Source organism: Marinomonas shanghaiensis (assembly GCF_003259175.1).
GTDB classification, from domain to species: domain Bacteria; phylum Pseudomonadota; class Gammaproteobacteria; order Pseudomonadales; family Marinomonadaceae; genus Marinomonas; species Marinomonas shanghaiensis.
Genome location: NZ_QGOK01000001.1, coordinates 1 through 26,687, shown reverse-complemented (window position 1 = coordinate 26,687; position 26,687 = coordinate 1). Strand labels below are relative to the sequence as shown.

15 protein-coding genes are annotated in these 26,687 nt (G+C 44.1%); 7 read left to right on the top strand and 8 right to left on the bottom strand.

Going from position 1 to position 26,687, the window contains the following annotated elements; translation table 11 throughout:
- Nucleotides 1-9 precede the first annotated feature (9 nt).
- The 3 genes from DKT73_RS00075 to fes are packed head-to-tail and all read right to left on the bottom strand — an operon-like array spanning nt 10 to nt 10,133.
- Complete coding sequence (locus tag DKT73_RS00075) at nt 10-8,547, bottom strand: non-ribosomal peptide synthetase (protein ID WP_111636587.1); 8,538 nt, start codon at nt 8,545-8,547, stop codon at nt 10-12.
- A gap of 11 nt (nt 8,548-8,558) precedes the next feature.
- The gene (locus DKT73_RS00070; protein ID WP_111636586.1) at nt 8,559-8,783 is read right to left on the bottom strand and encodes an MbtH family protein; all 225 of its coding nucleotides are present in this window, start codon (nt 8,781-8,783) and stop codon (nt 8,559-8,561) included.
- Between the two features lie 27 nt (nt 8,784-8,810).
- Entirely contained in the window at nt 8,811-10,133 is a 1,323-nt protein-coding gene (gene fes, locus DKT73_RS00065) for an enterochelin esterase (protein WP_111636585.1), read from the bottom strand.
- A gap of 112 nt (nt 10,134-10,245) precedes the next feature.
- On the opposite strand from fes, the gene DKT73_RS00060 reads away from it, so the two are divergent.
- Entirely contained in the window at nt 10,246-12,318 is a 2,073-nt protein-coding gene (locus DKT73_RS00060; protein ID WP_111636584.1) for a TonB-dependent receptor, read from the top strand.
- A gap of 79 nt (nt 12,319-12,397) precedes the next feature.
- Here DKT73_RS00060 and dhbA read toward each other — a convergent pair whose 3' ends face one another.
- From dhbA to DKT73_RS00040, 4 genes are read right to left on the bottom strand one after another with little or no spacing between them, the layout of a single operon-like run.
- Complete coding sequence (gene dhbA / locus DKT73_RS00055; protein ID WP_111636583.1) at nt 12,398-13,156, bottom strand: 2,3-dihydro-2,3-dihydroxybenzoate dehydrogenase; 759 nt, start codon at nt 13,154-13,156, stop codon at nt 12,398-12,400.
- Nucleotides 13,153-14,037 carry an isochorismatase gene (locus tag DKT73_RS00050; RefSeq protein ID WP_111636582.1) on the bottom strand — a complete coding sequence of 295 codons (885 nt, stop codon included), beginning with the start codon at nt 14,035-14,037 and terminating at the stop codon, nt 13,153-13,155. Before DKT73_RS00050 ends, dhbA begins: the two co-directional genes overlap by 4 nt.
- A gap of 12 nt (nt 14,038-14,049) precedes the next feature.
- Nucleotides 14,050-15,690 (bottom strand): (2,3-dihydroxybenzoyl)adenylate synthase, encoded by a 1,641-nt coding sequence (locus DKT73_RS00045; protein WP_111636581.1) that lies wholly within the window; start codon nt 15,688-15,690, stop codon nt 14,050-14,052.
- Complete coding sequence (locus tag DKT73_RS00040) at nt 15,687-16,862, bottom strand: isochorismate synthase (RefSeq protein WP_111636623.1); 1,176 nt, start codon at nt 16,860-16,862, stop codon at nt 15,687-15,689. Before DKT73_RS00040 ends, DKT73_RS00045 begins: the two co-directional genes overlap by 4 nt.
- 262 nt (nt 16,863-17,124) lie before the next feature.
- Here DKT73_RS00040 and DKT73_RS00035 point away from each other — a divergent pair, with 262 nt between their 5' ends.
- From DKT73_RS00035 to DKT73_RS00010, 6 genes are all read left to right on the top strand, one after another.
- A complete protein-coding gene (locus DKT73_RS00035) occupies nt 17,125-18,225 on the top strand; it encodes an ABC transporter substrate-binding protein (RefSeq protein WP_111636580.1) in 1,101 nt (366 codons plus the stop codon).
- 37 nt (nt 18,226-18,262) lie between these two features.
- On the top strand, nt 18,263-19,315 hold the full coding sequence (locus DKT73_RS00030; protein ID WP_111636579.1) for a FecCD family ABC transporter permease: 1,053 nt from the start codon (nt 18,263-18,265) through the stop codon (nt 19,313-19,315).
- A gap of 2 nt (nt 19,316-19,317) precedes the next feature.
- Nucleotides 19,318-20,166 (top strand): ABC transporter ATP-binding protein, encoded by an 849-nt coding sequence (locus tag DKT73_RS00025; RefSeq protein ID WP_111636578.1) that lies wholly within the window; start codon nt 19,318-19,320, stop codon nt 20,164-20,166.
- On the top strand, nt 20,156-20,602 hold the full coding sequence (locus DKT73_RS00020; RefSeq protein ID WP_111636577.1) for a pseudoazurin: 447 nt from the start codon (nt 20,156-20,158) through the stop codon (nt 20,600-20,602). Before DKT73_RS00025 ends, DKT73_RS00020 begins: the two co-directional genes overlap by 11 nt.
- Before the next feature lie 18 nt (nt 20,603-20,620).
- Nucleotides 20,621-21,850: an MFS transporter gene (locus tag DKT73_RS00015; protein ID WP_111636576.1), complete on the top strand. Its 1,230-nt coding sequence runs from the start codon at nt 20,621-20,623 to the stop codon at nt 21,848-21,850.
- A gap of 186 nt (nt 21,851-22,036) precedes the next feature.
- Nucleotides 22,037-26,050 (top strand): non-ribosomal peptide synthetase, encoded by a 4,014-nt coding sequence (locus DKT73_RS00010; RefSeq protein ID WP_111636575.1) that lies wholly within the window; start codon nt 22,037-22,039, stop codon nt 26,048-26,050.
- Between the two features lie 82 nt (nt 26,051-26,132).
- On the opposite strand, the gene rnk is transcribed toward DKT73_RS00010, so the two are convergent.
- The gene (rnk, locus tag DKT73_RS00005; RefSeq protein ID WP_111636622.1) at nt 26,133-26,543 is read right to left on the bottom strand and encodes a nucleoside diphosphate kinase regulator; all 411 of its coding nucleotides are present in this window, start codon (nt 26,541-26,543) and stop codon (nt 26,133-26,135) included.
- Between the last annotated feature and the right edge of the window lie 144 nt (nt 26,544-26,687).

Sequence of the window (26,687 nt, the reverse complement as noted above, 5' to 3'; positions counted from 1 at the left end):
GTTTTAAAGCTATAGCTCTGAGACTAATTGGTTAAACACAGGCCCCAGCGCAGTAAGTGCTTCAGGCGATAAAATATCTTCATGCGCAAATTCAAAATGATGCTCTTCGAGCTCATCGACATAAGGCGCCCAGGTCGCTTGGATATCCATGCCTTCTGGCACAGTTTTATCTGCCACAAACAGCACAGCCTTACCTCTGTAACGCTCAGTTTTTGCCTTTGAAAGTAAAGCAACCGAGTCGGCATAATTCTGAACAATATCGGCAAACATGGCATCCTGTGCTTCTTCAACCTGCTCATCTAAAATATCTTCCGATGTATCCATGAATTTCATCCTCTCACGCTCAACCTCATGTTGAATTTCCGCATCAACAGATTCAGACCAATCTTGCTCATCGGGTGGATAAGTATCCAACAACCCAAGAAAGCTCACCTCCTCGCCTATTGCTTGCAATCGAACCGCCAGAGCATGAGCAATAACACCGCCTAAAGAGTAACCAATCAAACGATAAGGCCCTGAGGGTTGTCGCTCTCTTAGTACTGTAAAGTGCTGTTCGATCACACCGTCCATATTAGTTTGTGCTGCAATGGGCCCATCTGGCCGCGGAGACTGCAAACCAATCATTGGAAAAGTGTGCGATAGATAACGAGCAAAGCCAGCATATTGCCAAGCAAAACCAGACGCAGGATGAATACAAAAGATAGGTAAGCCGGAACCCTCTTTTATCGGTAACACCGAGCCAAAACCAGACAAATCGCGACTGCGTGTCGGGTCTTGATTGGCAATTACCAGGGCTAACGATTCAATAGTTGGAGACACCATAACCTGACCAACCGTAATATTTAGCTTCAATACCTTACGCAGCTCTGAAACCAAGCGCACTGCCAGAATAGAATGACCGCCCAAGGTAAAAAAATCATCACTCGCATTAAGATCTGACACGCCCAATATCTTAGAAAAAACATTGGCAATTTCAGTTTCAAGCCCCAATTTGAGGGCTCTACCTTTTATTGCCCCTGAAAATTCAGATGGTTGCGGCAAGGCCTTTCGATCAAGTTTTCCATTCGCACTTAACGGCATAGTGTCCAATTGCAATACCGCAACAGGCACCATATGAGCAGGCAATAACTCACTCATCGAGGAGCGAATTTTTACAGTGTCCAACTCGCCTAAACGACTAGTGACATAGGCCACCAACTGACGAGCATCAGCTCCCATAGCGCTGCTGTCTTGGCCTAATATTTTCGCCACGACAACGGATTGATCCACGCCTATTTGCGCCGCGAGCACCTGTTCTATCTCACCCAACTCAATACGTTGACCACGAATTTTCAGCTGATCATCACTTCGACCAAGGTATTCAACAGCCCCATTGTCTAACCAACGAACCACATCACCAGTGCGATACATGCGCCCACCATTGGCTTCTGGGTCAGCCACAAAGCGAGTGGCGCATAATTCAGGTCGACGCCAATAGCCATCTGCAAGCTGCACACCACAAAGATACAAGTCTCCCGCAACACCTTTAGGTACTGGACGTAGGAAGTTATCCAGTATCCGCAGTTGGGTATTCCAAACAGGATAACCAATAGGCACCCCAACTCCTTTTAACTGAGCTAAATCGTGACCAAAAGCAGGATAATAAGAGACATCCACCGCCGCTTCCGTTGGCCCATATAAATTATGAAGTTCGCAACCAACGCTTACTTCGAATTGCTTTGACAGCTCAACAGGCAAAGCTTCACCACTACAAAAGACCCGTTTCAAGCGATGACAAGTTGCTGTATTTTCATCGCCTAATGAAGACAAAAATGCCGCCAACATAGAAGGTACAAAATGCAGAGTGGTAATCTTATGATTGACTATCAATTGTTGTAATTGAAGCGGATCACGATGAGACTCTGGCGGTGCCATGTGCAATTTGGCTCCCACCATAGCACTCCAAAAGAATTCCCAAACCGACACATCAAAGCTGCAAGGTGTTTTTTGTAGAACAACATCGTCCGACGTCAGCGGATATTGGTTTTGCATCCACAAAATACGATTCACTATGGCTTGATGAGAAACTAGAACCCCTTTCGGCCGCCCCGTTGAACCCGAGGTATAAAGCAAATATGCAGCTTCATTTACTCTCAAAAGCGGTGCATTCCAGCCATCTAGTACTCTCTGTAATTCAACAATTTCAGCTGATCTAATCGGCGAATCATAAAAGTACTGTTTACTAGTCGTCACAAAGCGGCTAGCTTCGCTTGCTAACGTAATCAATGCTGCTGGTTTGGCATCCTCCAGCATGTAATTTAGTCGATCATCTGGATATCCCGTATCAAGCGGAAGATATGCAGCACCCACTTCAACAGTCGCCCATAAGGCAAGGCTTAACTTAACAGAACGAGGCAGCGCAACCGCCACAACATCACCAGATTGAACACCTAAGGATTGTAATTCTTTGGCCAGCGTAACAACTTGGTAACGAGCCTCTAAATACGTTAATTGGTACTCATCATCAGATATACAAACCTGATGTGGTGTCAAACTAGCCTGCTTCATTAAACCATCACGGAGCGTCATTCTAGGCAAAGCCTGCAAAGTGTCATTCACGCTTTTTGTTATGGCTTTTTCGGCTGGTAACCTAAGATCTAACGCTTGCTGTGGCGAATTATCATCGCTTAACAACGAGGTTACCAGGCTATCGAAACGCGCTATTAGATCGTTAATTTCAGCACCACCTCGGTACTCAAACAGTAAATTTAACTGCTCACCAGGCAATGCTAATACCGTCAATGGGTAATGAGTGAAACCTCGGCTATACACTTCGTTGAGCTGTAAACCGTGATAAGTCTGACTAAATAAATCCGCCTGTTCAGGAAAGTTTTCCACCACCAGCAAGGTATCAAATAAATTAGCGTGCCCTCCTAAGCGTTGAATTTCAGCCAGCCCCAATCCATCGTGTTCTAACAAACCAACTTGTTCATATTGAACTTGTTGCATTTGCTCCCATAAGGTCAATTCAGGCTGTAATTGCACACGGACAGGAACCGTATTACTGAATAGCCCTATATGTTCTTCTATTCCCGCCACATCAGAAAAGCGACCAGAAACGGGGGTACCAAAGATCACATCAGAGCGACCTGTTAAACCCGAAAGTAAGTTAGCCCACAAGGTTTGCAATACACTATTTAAGGTAAGTCCTCGCTGCTGATAACAACTTTTGAGCTTGGTAAACTTATCCTCGGAAAGTGTCAATGCATGAGTTGTGACTTGTGATGAAGGCGGCTGATCCGCAAATAGCAGCGTTGGGGTGGAACCCGCTAATGCCACTTTCCACGCATCTCGCATCACCGTTTTATCCCTAGACATCAATCGCTCAACGACCTGAGAATACGAAACTGAAATAGCAGATAATTCAATAGCATTACTGCCATAAGCTGTAAGCAAATCACGAATTAGAATAGGCGTTGACCAGCCATCAACAACTAGATGATGGGCATTTATAAACAAACAATGTTGATTATCTGACATATGAACTAAAACAGCATTCAACAATGGAATACCTGCCGACTGAAACGCCATAAAGTCTCGGCTGAGCTCTTCGTACTCAATCTCCTGCAATTGTTTTTGTTGGGCAAGAATATCTTGATCCGCTAAATCAATTACCTGTAGCGGCACCCACGTTTTTCGCTCGCCACGCCGCCAAGGTAGAATTTGTAACGCGGTATTGCCTTGAGAAAAATCAAATAAGGCGCCGAGTTGAGGATGCCTTTCCATCACAGCCCCTAACGATGCTTTAAGACGCTCAGTGTCCATAACACCAGAAAATGTCAAACGTACTAAAGAGCTATAACGTGCATCCTTAGCATTGCTATCCTTTTCTAGCTGCGCATGAAAAAGTAGTCCTTCTTGCAAAGGTAAAGCGGGCAAGATGGCTTGTAAGGAACCATATTGGCTTCTTAACCTATGTAAATTCTGTTCACTCAGATCCAAATTTTTCAGATCTTCAGGCACCAAGGTGTCCGCCGCTATCGCTTGGTGCGTTTGAGCGAATCTACTCATAGACAACGTGGCATCAGATAACTGATTAATCAGTTCTTGAGTTTCTGTAAGGGAAATTTGTTGAACATCATGATCCACATAAATGGCTAACTGCGGCGCGACCTGACTTTCATCCACAAAAATATTTAATTCTAACGCATAAGACGATTTCAGCTGATCGGATTGATGTACTTCAAAGGTATCTTGAAAATAGCGTTCGCCTTGAAGTAGAGAAAGATCATCCAGCTGAAAACGACCAAGGTAGTTAAACAAAATTTGAGGATCTACTGTGTTGCAACTCTCAGCGAGTATGCTAGAAGTTTGATTAGTCAAATAGCGCAACACACCATAACCCACGCCATCATTGGGTACTCTAAGCAGACTACTACGCACCAACTGTACGACTTCTTCATAAGGCGCTTCTGGGTGATTAAGGTCAAATAGTAGAGCGCCTTTTCCGGCCATACGTATCGGGTATTCAGCGGTAAACCAGCCCAAGGTTCGAGTTAAATCTAGCTCACCTAACTCTGCCCGACCATGGGATTCCAGCATCATTGAGATGTCTGTCTTCTTATATTGTTTAGCGAGAGCAATATACAAAACACTCAAAATAGCCTCTTGCGGCTGACACTGATATTGCTTGGGTATAACGTCCAATAAGAGTTTAGATACGTTTTCATCTAATAGAATTCGTTGATGTTCACGCTCATTTGAGGCTTCCCGTTCTATCAGAGGCTGGCCTTTTCGTTGTTTCAACCAATATGCTTGCTGAGACAACCAGTGAGGCATCTCATCTGCCAGCACCTTTTCCCAATCTATTAAGCTATTGGGTGAATTTGATAAGCTTCTCTCTGGGTCTTTCAATAAACTCGCTATATCAGAAAAAAGAATTCGCCATGACATCCCATCTATTATCGAATGATGCATAACAAACACAGCCGCTTTTTTATTCTCAGCACGCAAATAAGCCACTCGCATAGCAGCAAAAGGCTCATTCGATTCAATGCGAACAAGCTGCTCGAAAGCATCGTCAGCCAAATTCGATAAAGCGCCTTTTTTCTCAAATACTTTTACAGAACAAGCATTTTCAGACGAGCCAATCTCAAGATGAGAAGTATGAACCTGAGCCGTAAGAATGCTATGAGCCACAATCAGTTTGGCAATAACCTGTTCAAACTGCTGATGTGACATAGAATCTGGTAAAGCAAAACATACGGCCTGAAAATAAGGCTGGTTAAGACCTCCAGCTTCCTGCATCCATTGATAAATAGGTAAATTCGATAGCTGACCAGATTGAACACTTGGCCGCTTTTTTACAGCATCTAATCGTGATAATCGCGTTGCTATTGAGCGGATTGTACGACTTTCAAAGACATCTTTTGCTCGTAAAGAGTAGCCATCTTTTCGCGCCAAAGCGCCTAAAGACATAGCAACAATACTGTCACCACCCAACGCAAAAAAGTCATCATCAATAAAGACACAATCTAGATTCAAAACCTTCTGAACCCATTCACACACTAGCGCTTCTTTATCGTTCTTTGGCAAGATTCCACGGCTGCGAATAATGACAGGGTCTGGTAAGGCTTTTCGATCTATCTTACCGTTTGTGTTTAATGGAAATTGCTCCAATAACGTCACAGTAGCCGGAACCATATACGAAGGAAGTTGACGAGACAAAGCATCTATAAAAGTTTGAACTTCGTTTTGTATTCCCTGCTCATCAGCAACTTTTTGATAGTGATCAAGCACGACATAAGCATCTAAACGATGTGTACTGCCCTGTTTATTGGCGACAACCAGACTGCTTTTCACATTTTCAAATGCATTGAGAACCGTCTCAATTTCACCTGGTTCAACACGATGTCCGCGAATTTGCACTTGATGATCTATCCGCCCAATAAACTCAACTTGCCCACTCTCTAGCCATCTCGCCAAATCACCCGTTCGATACATCCTCTCACCCAATTTGAATGGATTAGCAATAAAGCGAGCTGCGGTTAAAGAACTTTGATTTAGATATCCGTGCGCCAAGCCAGGTCCTGAAACATAGAGCTCTCCGGTGGTTCCAATAGCAACTGGCGATAGACTGGAGTCGAGTATATAGGATTCAGTATTGGCGATCGGACGGCCTATCACAACTTGATCCGAGTCTTTTATATCGGCTCCTAGGCTGTCTACCGTATTCTCAGTCGGGCCATAGTAATTTCTCACATTCAATGCTGGGTAACGTCGTGCTTGTTGCCATAAACGAGAAGATGGTGCCTCGCCACCAATGTAAATTAACTCAGGAAAGCACTTGGCTGACTCTATCGCCTCAAGATCAAAAAGCTGACCTAGTACTGTGGGTGGAAGGTCAGCGACATGAACTCTATGTTCATTAAAATACTGTTCAATAAGCTCAGGGTCCTTACATACTTCATCGTCAACAATATGAAGAGTGTGTCCAAAGCACAGCCAATATAACGAGTCCCAACTGGTATCAAAGGAGAAAGAAGCCGTCAGCATGACATTCACTGTTCCATGCTTTTCTGCCAACACCTTGGCATCGCGTAGCCAATGAGAAATTGCTAAATTAACTAGGCCTTTGTGAGCTATCGCCACCCCCTTTGCTTTTCCAGTCGAACCAGATGTGTACATGATATAAGCCAAGTCATCTGAGGAAGGAAAATCAAACACGGCTTTTAAAGGGTCTTGTTTATCTACTGATTGTATAAAACTGGCATCATCAACCGACAAAACACGTGTTTCATCAGACACACTAAAATCATAAGCATCACAGGTAATCAATAGCAGAGGAGCGGAGTCTTCTAGCATCCAATGGATGCGTTCTTCTGGATAATTAGGATCAATCGGCAAATAATGGGCACCAAGCCCCATGGTCGCAAACATGGCGTAAACCATGCGCTCGTCTCGTGGTAAAGCCAGTCCAACACAAGCGCCCTTTTTCACCCCAAACTCACTCAACACTTGCGCCCATTTTGCGACATTATCATGTAATTGTGCGAAGCTAATTGGCTGTTCTTTCACTACGAGCGCGGGCCTAGTTGCCAAAGAATTATCTAATCCATGAAACTGTTCAATTAAACTCACATAGTGACTGCTAGATGCGACCACACCCTTCTGCCAACGTTGAATCTGCAATTGCTCAGAGGTTAGTAACGTTGAAACATCGGCAATACGAGGAGAATCAGAATCACCTAAAAGTCTTTCAGCAAATTCTTCAAAACGCCGCAGATGCGTATTTAACGATTCGACATCGTATTTTTGATCATTCCCCACCCATTCTATATGAAGATCGCCACTGTCAAAGTGCAAGCCGAAATCCAGATCTTCGACAGGCCCAGCTGCAAGGTGTTCTATTTTTGCAGAGGCTTCGCCAAACGAGAGATCATAATCAAACAGCCGCAAGTTTAATGTTGGACCATATAAGGCTTCTCCAACGCGATTCAAATCACGAGAAATTTGCTCAGCATTGTATTTTTGATGCTTGCGTATGGCTTTCAAACTTTGCTTTATTCGTCGCGCCAACTCAAAAATACCGTCGTCTAGATGCCCTTCAATAATGACAGGCAACACATTCACCACTGGCCCAAGCGCACTTAAAGAAACACTGCCGACGCGCCCCATAAATGGCAAACCAACCGGAAGTCGCCATTGCCCCGTCATTCGAATCAAATACGCTGAGATCAATCCCATTGCCAGATCAGCAACGGTAAGATTAGAAGAGGGGAATCGATCTAGGCAGCTTTGTAATTTTTCCCCACTAATACGGCCATTTACTCTAATTAAGCGCTGGGATACCGAAGCACTTTTTGCATCCGTCGATACTTCACGATTAGATAAACTGATCACATTAGGCAAATCGGAACAGTATTCAGCCCAGAAGGCTTTATCACGTAGGTATTTATCTGATTTCTTATAGGATTGCTCTTCCTCTACTACCTTATAAAACGAAGCATAAGGTGTATTCGAAACCATTTTTTGCAAAACAAGCGCCTGATATATGCTCGCTACTCTGGCAGTAAAGGCATTAAAGCTAAACCCATCTAGCATGATATGGTGAAAGCGTTGATACCAAACATACTGCTGACCAGACACTTTAAAGACAGTTTGTCGTACCAAAGGCATGCCAGAAGACAATGTTAATTCAGCATCCAAATCTTGCTGAATAAGGGAATCCATATAAGCTTGTCCATCACTTTCATTCGAGATGTCCAACCATTCAGGGGTAAACTCTAAGTCACTGCATTCCAGCTGTTGAGTCGGAACGCCATTATATTCACAATAAACAGCCTGTACGGTATCGGCTTCTTTCAACCCTAGCTGAATCGCTTCTAGTAAATACTTAGAATCCAGATTCCCCGTGATGTGGACCTTATGTGCAATGGTAAAGGTGTTACGTTGTAAAGAAATATGATCGGCTAGCCATATGCCCATTTGCACATCAGTAAGGGGCACAACCGTACTATCCACTAAGTCTATTGATTTGTTAATGCGCGATGCGATGTTATTTTCCATAATAAACTTCTTTAAGAACCGCTAGAAAGTGAAGGGGAATTTTGAGGGCGAATATCCGTCCAATTCGTTTCGACATACTCAAGACAATTTTCACGAGAGCTCGGTCCAAAAACCTGTTGCCAACCTGGTGGTATTGCCTTAAAAAGTGGCCATAAACTGTGCTGCTTCAGTGCATTCACCAAGACCAAAAACGCCAAAGAATCATCGTCAAATGGGTTAATTACTTCATTACTCATTTTTTACTCCCTGTTAATTCAATAAAGTTAGGATCTAGCTGGCATTAAATATCGCAAACCATCAGTAAGGCCTGAGCGCCAAGACAACCAATCATGACCACCACAAACTATCTCGTAATGCACACGACCGCCTTTTTGCTGAATCGCTCGATAAGTCGCTTCGTTATATAGGCACATATCTGCTTCGCCACTTCCCACATTCAAAAAAACATGTAAATGAGAAACGCTTATTTGATTTTTTAGGATTTGGTCAGCTAGGCTATTTGCAGGTACATTCTTAATCCATTCGTCACTGGAAGTCGTATCATTAGGTGCTTGCATTCGACTGTCTTCTGGCCACCAAAAAGAGCCAGATAAACTAATCACTTTAGAAAAACACTCTGGAAAAGTAATACCTGCATACAAAGCAGAAAGCCCACCTAAGCTCTGGCCTGCGACAAGAAAATCAGTAGTAGAGCAATCGTCTTTAGCAAGTATTGAGGTTACTATTGGCAAAAGTTCACCTAACAAAGATTGCCAAAAAGGGTGATGACAACTCAGCTCTTTCCAGCGAGTTGGCCCATCAATTGAAGGCACCAAAAGATAATGAGCAGGTGCTATTTTAGAGGTATCTGTTAAATACTGGAGAACCGACAGTGTGCCACTTGGCGCTCCCCATTTTTGCCCGTCAAGCAATATAACCAATGGTGCGTCACTCGTTGCAGTCGAGAAAAGCCAAGCTGTTCGCTGGTTACCCAGTTCTTTTGAAGACCAATTGATAGAATGAACACGACTCACCGGAATAGCATTCAACTCTCCACGATCCCATTCTTGCCAACCCAATTCAGTTGTGGCTTTAGGAAGATGAAGCGGTGAACTCCCCCCCCACCCCGAAACCAATTCAGGTAATGGATTTAATGGATCAGAAATCTGATTAACGGCAACAGACAGCCACCAAGCACGTTGCGCTTCTCTAGAACCATCGCCCGTTTGTCGTACAGAATCTGGCAACTGGTGCTTTTCGATCGGAATGAAGGAGTAACTGCCTCTCCATTTAGAGTTTATAGTTAATTGACCAAGCCAAACATCGGTTCCAATGACGCGTCGCAAGCACACAGGATCCCAAGTATGGTGGTCCGTTATCGAGTTAACATCGAGCAAAACTGCTGCTGTATTTGAGGTAGCTTCTTTGCCTTGTGGATCTTGCCAAACAAACAATATCGAACTAACGAGCTCATTTTCCTCCATAATAAAAGGCGCTCCTTTAGAAAAAACTGACCGCCACCATCCTTTATTGCCAATTTGGTCTTGACTTAAACCATAACACTCTAGCTCGACTGGTAACTCAGACTTCTCATTCAACACTCTCATCCTCTACAAATCCCAGAAATACCAAAAAACCACACAAATACTATTGCGAATCATTATTATTATCAATAAGATTAACTGGTTCTTTACTCTTTCGATGCAAAAAAGGAAAAATATGTATCTCTCTAAAAAAAACTCATCCACTCAATTACCAAGCTCTTTATCAAAGATCGCCCTCGCGGTAATCAGTATTAATGCCGCTTGCGTTTCATCGAGCACTTTTGCTGAAGAGACCACAGCTCTTCCAGCTTTGGTTATTACGGGTGAAAAAATGGACAAGGATATTAAAGAAACCACCACGGCTGTGACTGTAATTAATGGTGAGGATATTGCTAGTGGCGAAACCAAAGATGTAAAAGAGCTGGCAACGCAAGCCCCAAACGTTGTTACGTCATCATTTGGTAATATAGCGATTCGAGGAATGAGTGGTAATGGGGCTGCTTCTGGAGGTTACGCCTTAATAACCGGTGCACGCTCACGCATATCTACCGTTATTGATGGTGGCACGCAAGACTGGTCTGGCTATAATTTCACACCGAGTGGTGTGTGGGATGCACAGCAAGTAGAAGTGTTACGTGGGCCGCAATCTACAACCCAAGGTACTAGCTCAATCGCAGGTGCGGTGGTAATAAAAACGAACGACCCAACCTTTACCGATGAAGCCGCCGTTCGTGCAGGACTCGAACATTATGAAAACGGTAATTTAAAATATAATTTAGGAGCAATGTCTTCTGGAGCCTTAATAGATGACGAGTTAGCGTATCGTATTGCACTTGATGGAACAAAAGGCGAAGGCTGGATGAACTATGCCCAAGCAAGTAATGAGCTCGATATTGGACCCGATGTAAACGACGCAGAAAACTACAATATGCGAGGAAAGTTACTCTGGAAGCCTGCTTCAAATCCAAATTTAAGTGCTAAACTGTCCATTGAACACCACAAGTACGAAGGTGAATATCTTAGCTGGGCGAGCGATCAAGAAAATAATTTTTCTGGGGCGCTATTAACATTAGGCAGCGGGAGCAACACACGCCTACAAGATTCTACAACTGACTCATTTGCGATAGATATTGATTACAATTTAGATAATGGCATCAGCAACGCCTTATATGTCGCTTACGGAAAAAGCAAAGTAAGCTTTGACGAATACCCCGGAACGACACTACTCGATATAACAAAAGACACCACCACGATTGAAAACCGCATTATTTTCAACCAACCCAACGCTACACTAACGGGCGTTATTGGTCTATTTGCGTCCAAAAAAGACGCTGACACAGACATAACCTACCGGGGTCAAAGTTGGTACACTTTTAACGATACATCAACGACCACATTAGCCTTATATGGAGAAGGAAACTACGCAATAACTGAAAAAACCAATCTAATTGGCGGTGTTCGCCTCGAAAGAGAAGACGCAGACCGTTTTATAGTTAATGATGGCCGCACTGACGTTGATCATGACGATAGCGAAACAAATCTACTACCAAAAATCGGCCTAACACACGCAATATCAGATACTACAACATTAGGAGCTAACGTACGAAAAGGCTATAGCCCAGGTGGGTCAGCTTATCAATGGGACTCGACTCGTGAGTTCTATACTTATAACAGTGAAGAAGTTATTGCTTACGAGGTGAGTGGTAAGAGTCGATTCATTAACGGTATCACATTGAATACCTCTTTGTTCTATAACGACTACTCAGATTATCAAGCCATGTATAACGATCGCATCAATAATATTGATTCGGCACACACATATGGCTTAGAAGTTGAAGCCACAGCTTGGGCTACCGATGATCTTCAGTTACGTGGCTCTATTGGATTACTACGTAGCAAAATTGATCATTATGAATCTTCTGAAGGAAATAATCTTCCCAGCGCACCTGAAACGAACTTAAGCGTAGGCTTTACTCAATATATCGGTGAACACTGGTCCTTTGGAGCGGATGCCACTCATGTTGGTGAGTATTACTCTGATTTAGATAATACAGAAGACTATAAAGCTGGCGACTACATCCGTACCGACGCTCGTATACAGTACGTTAACGGCAACCTCACTATAGATGGGTATGTTAAAAATCTAACAGACGAAGCCATTGTTTACGAAATCAGTGGCGGACGATCCGTTCGCGCTTCTGTTGGTCAAACGCGTACTGTTGGCTTAAGTGCCACATACAACATGTAATTCATTAGATGTAGAACAAATACTAAAAAGGCGAACCATTTCTGATTCGCCTTTTTAGTTTAATTAAACATCCTTCCAACTAAGCATTCAATGTCGCTCCCCCATCCACCACCACATCTTGCATGGTAATATGGTTCGACATATCACAAGCAAAAAACAACACCACTTGAGCAATATCGCTCGGTTGAGCTATTTTGCCCAAGGGTATACCGAGCTTATATTGCTCTGGAAAACCTTTGATGGTGTGTTGCTCAGCGTCATCACTTGTCCACAACATACGCTGCATGGGCGTATCGGTGGAGCCAGGACACACTAGATTACACCGTACGCCATAAGGTGCGAGCTCTAGTCCAGCGGTATGACTGAGCACTGATAACGCCGCTTTTGATGCGCAATAAGCCGCCATATTTTGACGCGGTACTTTTGCAGCGTTCGAGCTAATGGTAACAATCACCCCACCCTGCTGACGCTTAAACGTTGGCGTGGTATGTTTTATCATTAAAAACGCACCGCCCGCATTGACGTTAAAGCAGTGTTTGAAATCCTCAAAGCGAGTCTTTTCAAGACTCCCTAGATGCAATATTCCCGCACCATTCACCAGCACATCTAATCGTGGAAAATCAGACAGCACGTTTTGAATCGTGTGTGAAACCGCACTTTCATCGCTAATATCAAGCGGTACACAATCAAAATCATAAGACGCGTTAGCAAATGACAAATCAAAGCCAATTACCTTGGCACCAAGAGAGACAAACTGATTAGCAACTTCTAATCCTATTCCTCTACCAGCGCCAGTTACCCAAACTGTTTTGCCTGAAAAGTCGAGTGGATTGATCATGCAGCGCACTCTCTTTTACTTTGAATAAGATTCCACCAGCCATTCAACGTTGCTGACGTTGCGAGCTCTTGAAATGACACATGAACCCCTTGCGCCTTCCATTTCGACACCAAGGACATGATTTGAATGGAGTCCAGGCCATAATCAATGAGCTCTTCGTCGGCATCAAATTCTTGCAAATCCTCTTCGTCTAAAAATGCAAAAATTTGCGCTTTAAACTGCTCAAAATGCAGTACTGTAATAGGCACATCCGTTGCGGTAAGCACCTCTTTAGTCGCCACCACTCTACCCGTTCGACCGCCGGTATAGACCAGTGCTTGACGATGCTCCTCTTCACTGAAATCCGCCAAGGCATCACCTATCATAAAAGGCTGAATATCACGCATGAACGCATCAGCAGCCGTAATCATGCAGCCAATGTGTGCATAAACCCCACCTATCAATAACTGATCGCGATCCCAGCTCTGCATTAGCTCTTGAAGATTAGAACGATGAAAAGCGCTATATCGCCACTTTACCAAAACCGTGTCTTTTTCGTCTGGCGCTAACTCTTCGACGACTTGCTGTAACTCAGGAAAATCATTAAGCCCACTTCCCCACATATCATTTAATAAAGCACGGTCTTCCGGTTTCTGGTCATTGGGCTGCGCGGTATACACAACGGGAATATCATTGGCTCGACAATAGGCTTTGATAGCGGCAAGGTTTTGTTTCAAGGTTTTTATTAAATCAGACTCGGCATCATAAAAGCGCAAAAAGTAAGCCTGCATATCATGGATTAAAAATACTGCACGCTTTGGCTCCAACACCCAGTTCACTTTTTGATTAGGGAAGGTATCTGAGGTAGGCATAGGGTAAGAAAGTATCGTTGGAATGCTCATAATGGTCCTTTTTTATAGAATGTTATTTTGTTGTGAAGTATGTTGTAGGCGCTGACGAATCACCTCACGCAATGCAACCTTGTTTGGTTTGCCAACGGGCGTTAGGGGAAGAGAATCAATAAACTCAAAGCGATCGGGTACTTTATAATCTGCCACACCCAGCCCTCTTAAATATTTACGCAAAGTGAGACTTTTCATGCCATGACTGGCGATTTTCGGCACAATAAAAGCACAGCTCTTTTCTCCCATCATGCTGTCTGGCATAGAGACAAGGGCACTGTGCATAATCAGCTCATGCTTCAATAAAAGATTTTCTATTTCTTCTGCAGCGATCTTTTCACCACCACGATTGATTTGATCTTTATCACGCCCGACAACAGTCAAATAGCCTTTGTCGTTTCGACGCACTAAGTCGCCAGAATGATAGAAGCCCTCTTTATCAAACACCTTGGCATTGTGTTCTGGCGCGTTGTAATAACCACGAATGGTATACGGGCCACGAGTCGCCAACTCACCAACTTCCCCATTCGCCACCTCATCACCTTCTGCATTTAGCACTTTTACCTCGTCAAGCGAGCACATAGGACGCCCTTGCGTGGTTACTATTGTCTCAATGTCATCATCCAGCCTGGTGTAATTGACTAACCCTTCTGCCATACCGAGGATTTGTTGTAATTGACAGCCAAGTACATCTGGCACTTGTCGAGCAAGACTCTCGCTTAATTTTGCCCCACCAACCTGCATCAACTGCAATGAAGATAAAGCCGCTTTATGAAACGGTGCCGCCTGTAACCACAGAGCCAAAGCCGGAGGAACCAAAGCCGCAACCGTAACGTGATGACGCGCGATTAATTCAAAACACGTATTCGCATCAGGACTTGGCGACATAACCACGCAGCCACCCACATGAAAAGCGCCAAAAGCGCCTGGAGAGCTCATGGGAAAATTGTGTGCACAGGGCAGCGCACACAAATACCTTGTGGCCGCGGTAAAATGACAGATTTCCGAGCTACGACGTACACTAAAAAAATAATCATTATGCGTTCTTGGAATAAGTTTTGGCGTTCCAGTGCTCCCTCCGGACAATTGAAAAAACGCCACCTCATCCGCCGCGCTAGGGGATGGTTTTAATACACGACTTGTGGACGAATGAAGAATCGCACCAAGGGATTCTGACCATTCTGATTGGCCAACCAGCAAAACATGCTGCAATGCCATTGAAGACATACTTAGCGCTTTAAAAAAAGTGCTGTCTCGAAACAAGGCATGCTCATTACTTGCGATAAGAATCTTGGGCGTTATTTGTTCGGTGTATGCGGTTAATTCGTTTCGGTTGTGACTAAATAATGCATTAACCGGCGCCACTCCTAGGCGAATTAACGCAAAAAACACCACATAAAACTCCGCAATATTAGGCAGCTGGACCAAAGCCGTGTCACCCGTTCGCAAACCGAGATCCTGTAAATAAATGGCTAATCGTTTCGATTGAGAACACAGTTCTTGGTAACTTAACGACCTGTCACCACAAATAACCGCAATGTTATCTTGTGGTGCATTGTCAATTAAGTCTACCAGTGGACGATCCGTCCAATAGCCTTTTTCCCGATATCGTTTGGCAAACGATTCAGGCCAAGGTGTATAAGCAATACTCATATAACATTTTCCTTTATTCCAAATGCATTCAGCATGGTGCGCATTTTTGCGCTGGTTTCTAACCATTCACTCTCTGGATTTGAATCAGGCACAACCCCCGCTCCTGCAAACAAAGTAGCTGTATTTCCTGACACTTGCGCACAACGAATCGCGATGGCCCACTCACCGTTCCCTTGGAAGTCACACCAGCCAACTAAGCCACTAAAACAACCACGCTGATGAGGCTCTAAACTCTCAATACAATGCTGAGCCTCTAACGTCGGCGTACCGCACATCGCTGGCGTTGGGTGAACGTGTTTAATCAATTCAAACAAGGAAGGTGGATTAATATCGGCAAGCGTGGCCTCAATTTGCGTTGATAGATGCCACATGGTCGGTGTTGATATCAATTCGGGGTGATCAGGAATATGCAAGTTATGAATCAGTGGTGACAGTGATGATCGAATGGCCTCTACTACAAGACGATGTTCATACTGATCTTTTGAGGACTCTAACAAGGTTTGTGCAGCTTGACGGTCTCTATCTGGGCAATCCAAACGCCTAGCAGAACCTGCAAGAGGATTGGAAAAAATTTTATTACCTTGCTTACGAAGCAACAGTTCAGGGCTCGCACCGACCAACACGTCTCGCTCAAGTGGCACACTAAAATGATAGGCATTCGGGTTTTGTGCCATGATATTTGATAACAAACGTGGAATATCAATGATCCGATCTAAGGTTAATATCAGGACTTTTGACAACACCACTTTTTTTAAGTGTCCCATTTCAAAAATCGACAAGGCCTGTTCTATCATTGCCAAAAAATCATTATGATCCGGCGAAAAACGATGCTCCATAACTCGGTGCGTAAAACCTTCATCCATAAAAGGCGACAAACTGTAGCCTAAAGCGTTTATTCGCTCAGACCAGTCTGGGGCAATCAAGTGTGTTGGCTGCCTCATATCAAAAGGGATAGCTCCAACGAGGATAGGATTCGCTATACCCCTATTACGCTCCCGTCTAAAGACGGCTTGCACTTCTTGATTAAAATCAGGCGACAAAATCGGAACAGAAAGCCGCTGACTAACACCATTGCCGCGTACGAGATTGCCATTTGAATTGAATAAAAAAACATCATTTTTAGATTGGTTTATTGCTAACGCGCCCGCATAGTCTTGGAAAGTACTGTCCATAAAGTCTCCATAAATGATAACCATTATCAAAAATATGATAAAGCTAATGATAATCACTTGCAATTGATACATATGAAGACTTGGTGTAAATTTTTTGTCATCACCTGACAACTAAGGTGAGAAACTAAAACCCTTGATAAAACAAACGTAATTTTAATAATGATTCTTAAATACACCTTAAATCTTAATAAAGCACTTGCTAAATTCCGCTCTATCAGTAAGATGCCAAACAAAAATCATTCTCAATAAAAGGATATTCTTGATGGCTCTACGCGCACTCCTTACCCTTGTGTTAGGTCTCTCAACTTTTGCAGGTTCATTAGAAGCAAAAGTAACGGTAATCAATGATGTACTCGATAGAAAAGTAGAAGTGGATCTGCCTGCAAAACGCGTCATATTGGGTTTTTATGCCGAAGACTATATGGCAATCGGCACAGAAAAAGCCTTTGATAATGTGGTTGGCTTGTCTCGTGACACTTGGGAAGGATGGCGTCCAGCAAGCTGGACTCTTTATACGGATTATCGTCCCTCTCTGAAAGAGATCCCCGACGTTGGCGAAGTGGAAGCACAGACCTTCTCCATTGAAAAAGTATTGAGCCTTAAACCGAGCGTTATTTTACTAGCCGATTGGCAGTACAAAGGTTTGGGGATGGATGTCGATCGTCTTGAAGAGGCGGGTATTCCAATTGTCGTAATAGACTATAACGCTCAAACCCTTGATCGTCATATTAAAAGCACGCACATCATTGGCCAATTAACAGGGCAAGAAAAACGCGCCAAGGACATTGCTGACGACTATAAAAACACCATCGAATCTACCTTACAGCGCATTGAAGCAGCCAACTTACCAAAGCCTAGAACATACGTTGAATTTGGTAATAAAGGCCCTGAACAGTACAGCTTCACTTACGGAAAAAATATGTGGGGCGCTATGATTACCATGCTTGGCGGTGATAACATTGCAGCGCCTTTTGTTGAGTGGTGGGGGCCAATGAATCCTGAACAGGTACTGGCGTCAAAACCGGAAGTGATTTTTCTTGCTGGAACAGAGTCTGGCATAAAAGGCGATGCTTTTCCAATGGGACAAGGTATTGATCGCAAACTTGCGGCGTCACGTCTCCAAGGCTTTACCAAACGCCCAGGCTGGAGCCAAATTCCTGCGGTAGAAAACAATCAAGTCTACGGTATTTACCAAGGCGCTTCTCGAACCATTCTTGACGCATCTATGGCACAATACATGGCAAAATCCATGTACCCAAGTTTGTTCAAGGACATCAATCCAGAACAAAACTATTTGAACTTTTATCAAAAGTACCTTCCAGTGACACCTACAGGTACCTTTACTGTCAATATTACGGAGTAATATCGTATTGGAATACGTTCCAGTAGATAGAGAATTTATGCAGTCAGACCTCCTTTCTGATGCGATATCAAATCAGCGACGCAGTGAAAAGCGTCGCTGGTCTGTTATTGGCATTTTGTTTATTGTGTTAATCGCTTCCTTTGTGCTGGATATCGCCACAGGACCCTCCTTACTCAACATAAAGGAAGTCGCGAATGCACTGCTTCATTTAGTGGGCTTCCCCATTGAAGTAGACTCGACCACCAAAGTGATTGTCACCAATTTGCGTCTTCCCATTGCGATTATGGCCGTGATAGTTGGTGGTTCTCTTGGGGTGGGCGGCGCTGAAATGCAGACCTTACTAAACAATCCAATGGCTAGCCCCTACACTTTAGGTATGGCTGCGGCAGCAGGATTCGGTGCAGCACTCACCCTGTATGTTGGTTCATTAGGTCTAAGCGCTAACATTGCGGTTCCATTAGGAGCCTTTATTTGCTGTATGCTCGCAGCAGCATTTTTGTTTGCACTGGCCACCATGAGACACATTAGCTCAGGTCAACTCATTCTCGCAGGTATCGCCCTGCTCTTCCTGTTCCAGTCTTTATTGTCATTAGTTCAGTTTGTGTCGTCCCCAGAGCTGAGTCAGCAAATCTTATTCTGGCTGTTTGGCAGTCTATCCAAAGCGTCTTGGACCAACCTAACCATTGTGGCGTGTGTCATATCTGTGTGTTTATTTGCCTTAATTCAAGACGCTTGGAAGTTAACCGCTTTGCGCTTGGGTGAAGAAAGAGCAAAAAGCTTAGGTGTCAACGTAAGCCAATTGCGTTTAAAAACACTTTTTATTGTCGCCATCATGACGGCAACCGTCACCAGCTTTGTTGGCATCATTGGTTTTATCGGCATAGTAGCCCCCAATATTGCTAAGATTTTAGTCGGTGAAGACCAGCGTTTCTTTTTGCCGCTGTCCTTTTTAATTGGGGCTTTTCTTCTGTCTAGCGCCTCAGTATTATCAAAAGTTATTGTCCCTGGTGCCCTTTTTCCGATCGGCATTGTTACGGCTATTATCGGTGTGCCTTTTTTCTTTTGGCTCATTCTAGGAAAGAGACGCTAATTATGCTGCAAGTTAAGAATTTGAACGTTTCATTAGATAATCTGATTCTTGCGAGGGATATGTCTTTTTCCCTAGAGCCCGGTAAAGTGAATGTCATCATAGGGCCAAATGGCACGGGGAAAAGTACGCTGTTAAAAACCCTATTTGGTGATATTTTACCTGAGTCAGGTGATATTTCTTTTAACAACGCCACATTGAAACGCAAACACCTTTCCCAATGGCGAGAACAATTCGGTTACATGCCCCAAGACATTAAGTTGGATATTGAACTTAGTGTGCTTGAAGTCGTGCTACTGGGAAAGCTCGATGCATTGAGCTTGCGTCTAGACGATGCGTTGATAAAACAAGCGTTAACCGCTCTAGAAAAAATTGGTTTATTGCACCTTGCTAATCGCCCAGTAAATAGATTAAGTGGCGGGCAATGTCAGATGATATTATTTGCCCAAGCACTGATGAGAAACCCCAAAATTCTCATGCTTGATGAACCTGTCAGTGCATTAGACCTGCATTTTCAACATGTTTTATTAGACCATCTGGATACCGAAACCAAGCAACAAGGCTGGGTTACTTTAATGGTTCTGCATGATCTTAATTTAGCGGCTCAGTACGCGGACAATTTGTTGGTTTTAAAAGACGGCAATGTCATTGCAAGTGGACACCCAAGCGATATTTTAACGCCAGCTTTGGTGAAAGATGTCTACGATGTCAATGCTGAAGTCACCAAAGATGCATATGGCATTCCATTTGTTAGAACCATTCGACAAGGGTTTTTGCCGCCTAAAACAAACTCGCAGACTCATCGTTCGCCGTCTCGCACTACAGCAGCACAGGGATTAAGAAATGTTATTTAAAGGAATGCTAGTGGTTTGGTTCGTCTGCATCAGCTCAGCAAGTTTTGCCAAAGACTGGCAAATTCAAATGCTTAACTACGGATCGGGAACAGAGGGAATGACGTTCGAGCCAGCCTTCATTCATGCACAGCTTGGCGACAGTATTACCTTTGTACCCAGCCATAGTGGACATAATGTGCAATCCTATGTGGTACCAGAAGGCGAAAGCCAATGGAAATCGGCTTTAGATCAAACTTATACCATCCAAGTGAATCAAGAAGGCGTGCATCTCTATTACTGTCCACCACATTTAATGATGGGCATGGTAGGTGTTATTCAAGTAGGTGACGCCATCAATCTCGATGCTCTGCAACAAAAAGCACCGCGCTTACGCTCTAAAGTGGCATTAAAGCCAGAACGTATGGACGCGTTACTTGAACAAATCGTCACGCCATAATAAAGCCACATCCTAATTATGCTTTTTAGACACTTTTTAAAAGATTGGCAGCTCCTCTCTCCAGCTGGACAGGTATTGGTCATTAATGGCTTCACCTTTAACCTCGGCTTTTACATGCTGCTGCCTTACCTAGCAGATCATTTAGAGCATAAAATCGGCATTAGTGGCTGGTACGTTGGCGTGATTATTGGTCTTCGCGTGTTGAGCCAACAAGGCTTATTTTTGGTCGGCGGTACTCTTGGCGATCGTCTCGGCTATAAACGTCTTATTCTTTTGGGTTGTGCTGTCCGTATCGCTGGTTTTGCCTTGCTGGGTATCGGCCAAACTATTCCTATTTTAATGCTGGGCGCTTTCCTTTCAGGGTTTGCTGGTGCTCTTTTCACCCCTAGCAGTCAAGCCTACTTGGCCTCAGAGTATCCGGATCCGCACGCCAGAAACAAAGTGTTTGCTCTACAAAGCATCACCTCAGAGGCGGGAATGTTATTGGGGCCATTGGTTGGCTTGACCCTTCTCTATATCGACTTTGCCGTAATAGGCCTAGTCTCAGCGGGCTTATTTAGTCTCTTATTCGTCATTCAGTGGCGCTTTTTACCGGCACTGGCTTCGCAAAAAACGCGCCCCCATACTGATCAAGCCTTTTGGAAACAGTGGGGGCAAATGCTGACTCACAAAACCTTTATACATTTCGTATTATGTAGCTCTGTTTATCATTTGCTGTTTCATCAACTTTACATTGCCATCCCCCATGAAATTCGTGTCGTCACCCAAGACGTCAGTATTATTACTTGGGTCTTCGCGACATCTTCCATTATGGGCGTACTCATGCAGATGCCCGTTAGTCGGTTTGTGGCAGCCCATCTAGGCACAGCTCGCGGTGTTGGCTTAGGTATGAGCATTATGGGATCAAGCTATCTTTGGCTTATTCTCAACACACCTTGGTTACCTGCTCTGCCTTTTATTCTATGTGCTGTCGTTTTCAGTATCGGTTCCATGCTGGTATTTCCACTTTTAGGCGCCTATGTCCCTAAATTTTGCTCCCCAAAAGAACTAGGCAGTCATTATGGTTTGTATTCCTGTATTGGTGGGCTATATGCTTTTATTGGCAACATCAGCACAGGCTGGCTACTGTCTTCCAGCACGGTGGATCATGGCTGGATCTGGCTTGGCTTAGCTGGCTTTGGTACGCTGTCGGGTACGCTGCTGTTCATACAGATCAGACGTCATTCAGAAAATGCAACACCACTTTAGTCAGTCGCTCAATAAGATATTTTTCTCCCATCCTCTCATAAATTTTTTTTATGCCTATTAAATTCATATATATGTAAATTATTATTAATACACTAAAATCATAAAGTGGTTTATGTTATTTTATGTAAAAATAAGTACGAAATAGTCACGTACTTTACACGGATTATAGTTTTGCAGGAGCAAGAGATGATGAAAACTCAAGATAGTACCTATGACCTAAAAAACACGACGTTCCCTCCCACTGTGTCACTTCCTCTCTCAACCGCCCAACGCGGACAATGGATAGCTCAAAAACTCTCACCTAAAAATACCGCTTTTAACATTGCTGAGTACGTCGAAATACAAGGCAATATGGACGTAAAGTGCTTTTCTGCCGCTATTAGGCAGTTGATCATCGAGGCTGAATGCATACGTACACGTATCATTGAAAAAGACGATCAGCTCATACAAATAATAGACAACGCAAACGATGGCTATTTTTCTTCCCTTGATCTTCGTTCAACAGAAAACCCTCACCAAGCAGCCATAGATTGGATGACAAAAGACATGCTGCAACCGCTTAACACACCCAATGATAGACTGTGGCTAAGCGCGTTAATACACATTGGTGAAGCACATTATTATTGGTATCACCGTTGTCATCATGTTGCACTGGATGGTTTTGGTGGTAATTTACTGACCTTGAGACTCGCAGCCATATACAACGCGTTGCTCAATCAAAACGACATTGGGGAAAGCCCATTTGCTCCGTTAGAAACTCTTTTGCAAAGCGAAGCAGAATATAAATCCTCCAGTCGTTACAAAAAAGACCGTCAGTATTGGCTGGGAAACCTCATCAATTTGCCTGAGACAGCCTCGCTTTCTAGAAGAGTTTTACCAGAAAACGGCAAAAAGCTGCTACGCAAAAACATGCACCTTTCCCAGTCACTCACCAACCAAATAGCGTTGTTAGCGCAATCCCTAGGAGCGAGCTTACCGCAAACGTTAATCGCGCTGGTGTCCGCCTATTTTTATCGCATGACAGGCGCTGAGGATTTGGTCTTTGCCATGCCCGTGACCGCCAGAACCAACCGCTCACAACGCAGTATTCCTGGCATGATGGCAAACGCTGTCCCCATCCGTCTCAACTTGTCTAACGAAATAACATTAGAGCAGCTAATCAAACAAGTCTCTAAAGTGGTTCTTAAAGCCCTTAGACATCAACAATATCGATATGAGGATCTCAAGCGCGAACTTGGGCTCATGTCAGCAGGACAACAAATTGCCTCATTAGGGGTTAATATCGAGCCTTTCGACTATCAGTTAGCGTTCGGAGATTGTTCAACCTCCCTTCATAATTTAAGCAATGCCTTGATCGATGACCTTACCGTCTTCATATTCGATAGACACGATAATAACGGCTTAAAAATAGAATTTGATGCCAACCCAACACGGTACACTGAGCAAGAATTAGAGAACCATCTAGCACAATTTGCACGCCTGATCGACGCCATGATGCTTACTCCAGCGGGGCCGATCAGTAAAGCAACGCTGTTAAGCCAAGAAGAGCGCCATAAGATCCTTCATGCTTGGAATGATACCGCTTACCCTATCCCACAAAAGTCAGTGATTGAGGCCTTTCATGCTCAAGTAAAATCATCACCAACAGCCATTGCAGTGGCTTCAAAGGGTAAAACGCTCAACTATTCCGAATTAGATGCACTGTCTAATGCTTGGGCAAATAAGCTGATAAAAGAGCAAGTTCAACCCAGCGACTTAGTGGCGATTGCTCTCTCTCGCAATGCCGACATGCTGGTGGCGTTACTTGGCACATTAAAAGCAGGCGCGGCCTACTTACCACTCGACCCCGATTTTCCCGAAGAACGCCTGCGCAGTATCGTAGAAGATGCGAACCCAAAATTCATTCTCAGCTGCCACGACGCTATGGCACAACTCCCTAAAGTCGTCGCGCCAATAATACTCATCGACGATCAGCACACGGATATTTCACTAGATCCGTCTGTTTCGCATCCGACAGGACTAACCCTTTCCGGACACAATCCAGCCTATGTTATCTATACATCTGGCTCGACAGGTCGACCGAAAGGGGTAGAAATTCCGCACCATGCGTTAATAAATTTTTTATACGCTATGCAAAAAGAACTGAATCTGACAAAACAAGATAAGTTCTTAGCGGTTACCACCCTTTCATTCGATATCTCTATTCTGGAATTGTTTTTGCCATTGACGGTTGGTGCCTCTGTTGTCATTGCTGATAGAAAGACCGTTCGAGATCCACAAGCATTAAGCACGCTCGCGGTGAAAGAAAACGTGACACTGCTTCAGGCCACTCCCTCTCTTTGGCAAGCGCTTTTACCAATCTATAGCAATGAACTAAAAGGCATCCGACCTTTGGTTGGAGGCGAAGCATTACCCGGTCAACTGGCCCAAACTATGGCAAAGCTCGGGCATCCTGTTATCAATCTATATGGTCCAACAGAAACCACCATATGGTCGAGCATTATGCCACTTACAAAACAAGCAGACCTTCGACATCCGCCAATCGGCAAACCCATTTTAAATACCCAACTGTATATATTGGATCATGCTATGGAACCTGTTCCTGTGGGTGTCACAGGGGATTTATATATTGCCGGAGACGGTTTGGCGTTAGGCTATTATAAGCGCCCAGACCTAACGAAAGAACGCTTCACTGCGAACCCATTTGGCAAGAAAGGCAGTCGTTTGTACGCAACTGGCGATAAAGCTCGTTGGCGCAGCGATGGTATTGTTGAGTATCAAGGTCGAGACGACCATCAAATTAAAATCCGCGGATTCCGTATTGAAATTGGCGACATAGAATCGGCTTTATTAGGCTGTAGAGAAGTAACACAAGCCATTGTCGTCGCTCAAGTCACACCCAATGGCGACAAACAATTGGTTGCCTATGTGGTTCCCATGGATAACCACTTAGAAACCAACGAACTGCGTCGTCAACTCATTAATCTACTACCCGATTACATGGTACCAGCGCACTTCATGCTGCTAAATGAAATGCCACTCACCCCCAATGGCAAAGTAGACCGCAAGGCGCTTCCCTTACCCACTTGGCAAACATCCAATCGTTATGAACCACCCAGAAACCAGTTAGAAGAAATGCTGACCCATCTTTGGGCCGAAACGCTAGGCCTTACTCTTGTTGGCATTCACGATAACTTTTTTGAAATTGGTGGCGACTCCATCTCCGCCACAAAAATATTGAATCACATTCAAAAGAATTTATTAGTCGAGGTTCCATTAGGGGTTTTATTTAAAGCCTCAACCATTGCGGACCTTTCCGAGTATCTCAACCAAAACGAAGATTGGGATCCGATGATTGGTATGCTACCAATCAAATCGCACGGCACAGAGCCACCGCTATTTTGTATCCACCCTGCGCTAGGGCTAGCTTGGGGCTACGCTGGTTTGCTGCGCCATCTGTCCAAATCAACCCCTGTATATGGCTTACAAGCAACGGGATTACGCCACGCAGCGCGTTTGCCAACGTCAATTAAAGACATGGCAGAAGAGTACTTACAGCAAATTAAACGCGTACAGCCTGAAGGTCCCTATCGTCTATTAGGCTGGTCATTTGGCGGACTGGTTGCCCATGCCATCGCTGAAAAACTGCAAGCAGAAAATGACAGCGTGTCATTTTTATGTATGTTAGACACCTACCCATACAAGCTAGATTACCAGCAACCCAACAACGAAGCGGACATTGTCAGAGCCGCTCTGCTCTTTCTTGGCTATGATCTCAGCACATTAGAGACACTGCCCATTAACAAGGAAGAGTTAGCCTCATTGTTATGGCGTGATTACGATGATTCATCCATGTCTGTGGTGCAAGACATGCAGAAAAAACAAGCCGATATTATGAACCGAGTTCAACATATTATCGAAAACAATTTAGAATTGGCGGGCCGCTTCCAACCCGGCACAGTAAATGCCGATCTATTGTTTTTTGTTGCTGAAGACAGTGCAAACGGCTCAATGGGGAATATACTCGAACATCAGGCCAGCACTTGGACGTCAAGGATAACAGGCACCATAGAGACTCACCACATCCCATGTCGACATCAAGACATGCTTGATTCCGAGCCGCTTAATGCCATCGCCCCTATCATTGCGGAACGTCTTCAACAATCGACTGGAATAGACAAAACTCTGGAAAAACAGTAGGAACCAACAAGACAAAAAATAACCCCAAGCGATACGGCAAGGGGTTATTTTTATTCACAAGGCAAGGGTTGAGCAACATGCACTAAAGCTGGAACTCACCCGCACGTTCAGGCTGATAATCTACTTTAATGATAGCCACAGAAAGCACCTCTCCATTGGGCTTTGGCCAATCAATTTGATCACCTTCTTTAAGACCAAGTAACGCACTACCCGCTGGTGCCAAAACCGATATCACATCTTCTGCCCCATTGGCGTCTTTTGGATACACCAAGGTTTTCGAAAACTCTTTTCCAGATGATGCCACTTTAAATGTTACCGTCGAGTTCATTGTCACAATATTGTCTGGCATCTCTCGTGGTTCAACAATGTCGGCGCGATTAATCTCCTCTTGCAAATCATCCTTGTTGGGGAATTGAGAATAGCTTAATGAATCCAGTATTTTCTCAAGTCTCACAGCATCTAATGATGAAATGGTTATTGGCGGTCTTTGCATAATCATCTACCTTTTCTTTTTCTTGATCTAACGTATGACATAAAATAGAAAAAGTCGTAAGTAAACACGTTACCTACGACTTCATTCAGACATTTTTCCAGTGTGTAAAAAAACAATCACATGTAGGTCGGCCTTTAGGCCGTC

What these genes read in the sequence shown, in the direction of transcription:
- dhbA (WP_111636583.1), bottom strand. Translation starts at nt 13,156, where the DNA reads ATGATCAATCCACTCGACTTTTCAGGCAAAACAGTTTGGGTAACTGGC.
- DKT73_RS00075 (WP_111636587.1), bottom strand. Translation starts at nt 8,547, where the DNA reads ATGGAAAATAACATCGCATCGCGCATTAACAAATCAATAGACTTAGTG.
- DKT73_RS00040 (WP_111636623.1), bottom strand. Translation starts at nt 16,862, where the DNA reads ATGGACAGTACTTTCCAAGACTATGCGGGCGCGTTAGCAATAAACCAA.
- DKT73_RS00050 (WP_111636582.1), bottom strand. Translation starts at nt 14,037, where the DNA reads ATGAGCATTCCAACGATACTTTCTTACCCTATGCCTACCTCAGATACC.
- DKT73_RS00010 (WP_111636575.1), top strand. Translation starts at nt 22,037, where the DNA reads ATGATGAAAACTCAAGATAGTACCTATGACCTAAAAAACACGACGTTC.
- DKT73_RS00035 (WP_111636580.1), top strand. Translation starts at nt 17,125, where the DNA reads ATGGCTCTACGCGCACTCCTTACCCTTGTGTTAGGTCTCTCAACTTTT.
- DKT73_RS00070 (WP_111636586.1), bottom strand. Translation starts at nt 8,783, where the DNA reads ATGAGTAATGAAGTAATTAACCCATTTGACGATGATTCTTTGGCGTTT.
- DKT73_RS00045 (WP_111636581.1), bottom strand. Translation starts at nt 15,690, where the DNA reads ATGAGTATTGCTTATACACCTTGGCCTGAATCGTTTGCCAAACGATAT.
- rnk (WP_111636622.1), bottom strand. Translation starts at nt 26,543, where the DNA reads ATGCAAAGACCGCCAATAACCATTTCATCATTAGATGCTGTGAGACTT.
- DKT73_RS00060 (WP_111636584.1), top strand. Translation starts at nt 10,246, where the DNA reads ATGTATCTCTCTAAAAAAAACTCATCCACTCAATTACCAAGCTCTTTA.
- DKT73_RS00025 (WP_111636578.1), top strand. Translation starts at nt 19,318, where the DNA reads ATGCTGCAAGTTAAGAATTTGAACGTTTCATTAGATAATCTGATTCTT.
- fes (WP_111636585.1), bottom strand. Translation starts at nt 10,133, where the DNA reads ATGAGAGTGTTGAATGAGAAGTCTGAGTTACCAGTCGAGCTAGAGTGT.
- DKT73_RS00015 (WP_111636576.1), top strand. Translation starts at nt 20,621, where the DNA reads ATGCTTTTTAGACACTTTTTAAAAGATTGGCAGCTCCTCTCTCCAGCT.
- DKT73_RS00030 (WP_111636579.1), top strand. Translation starts at nt 18,263, where the DNA reads ATGCAGTCAGACCTCCTTTCTGATGCGATATCAAATCAGCGACGCAGT.
- DKT73_RS00020 (WP_111636577.1), top strand. Translation starts at nt 20,156, where the DNA reads ATGTTATTTAAAGGAATGCTAGTGGTTTGGTTCGTCTGCATCAGCTCA.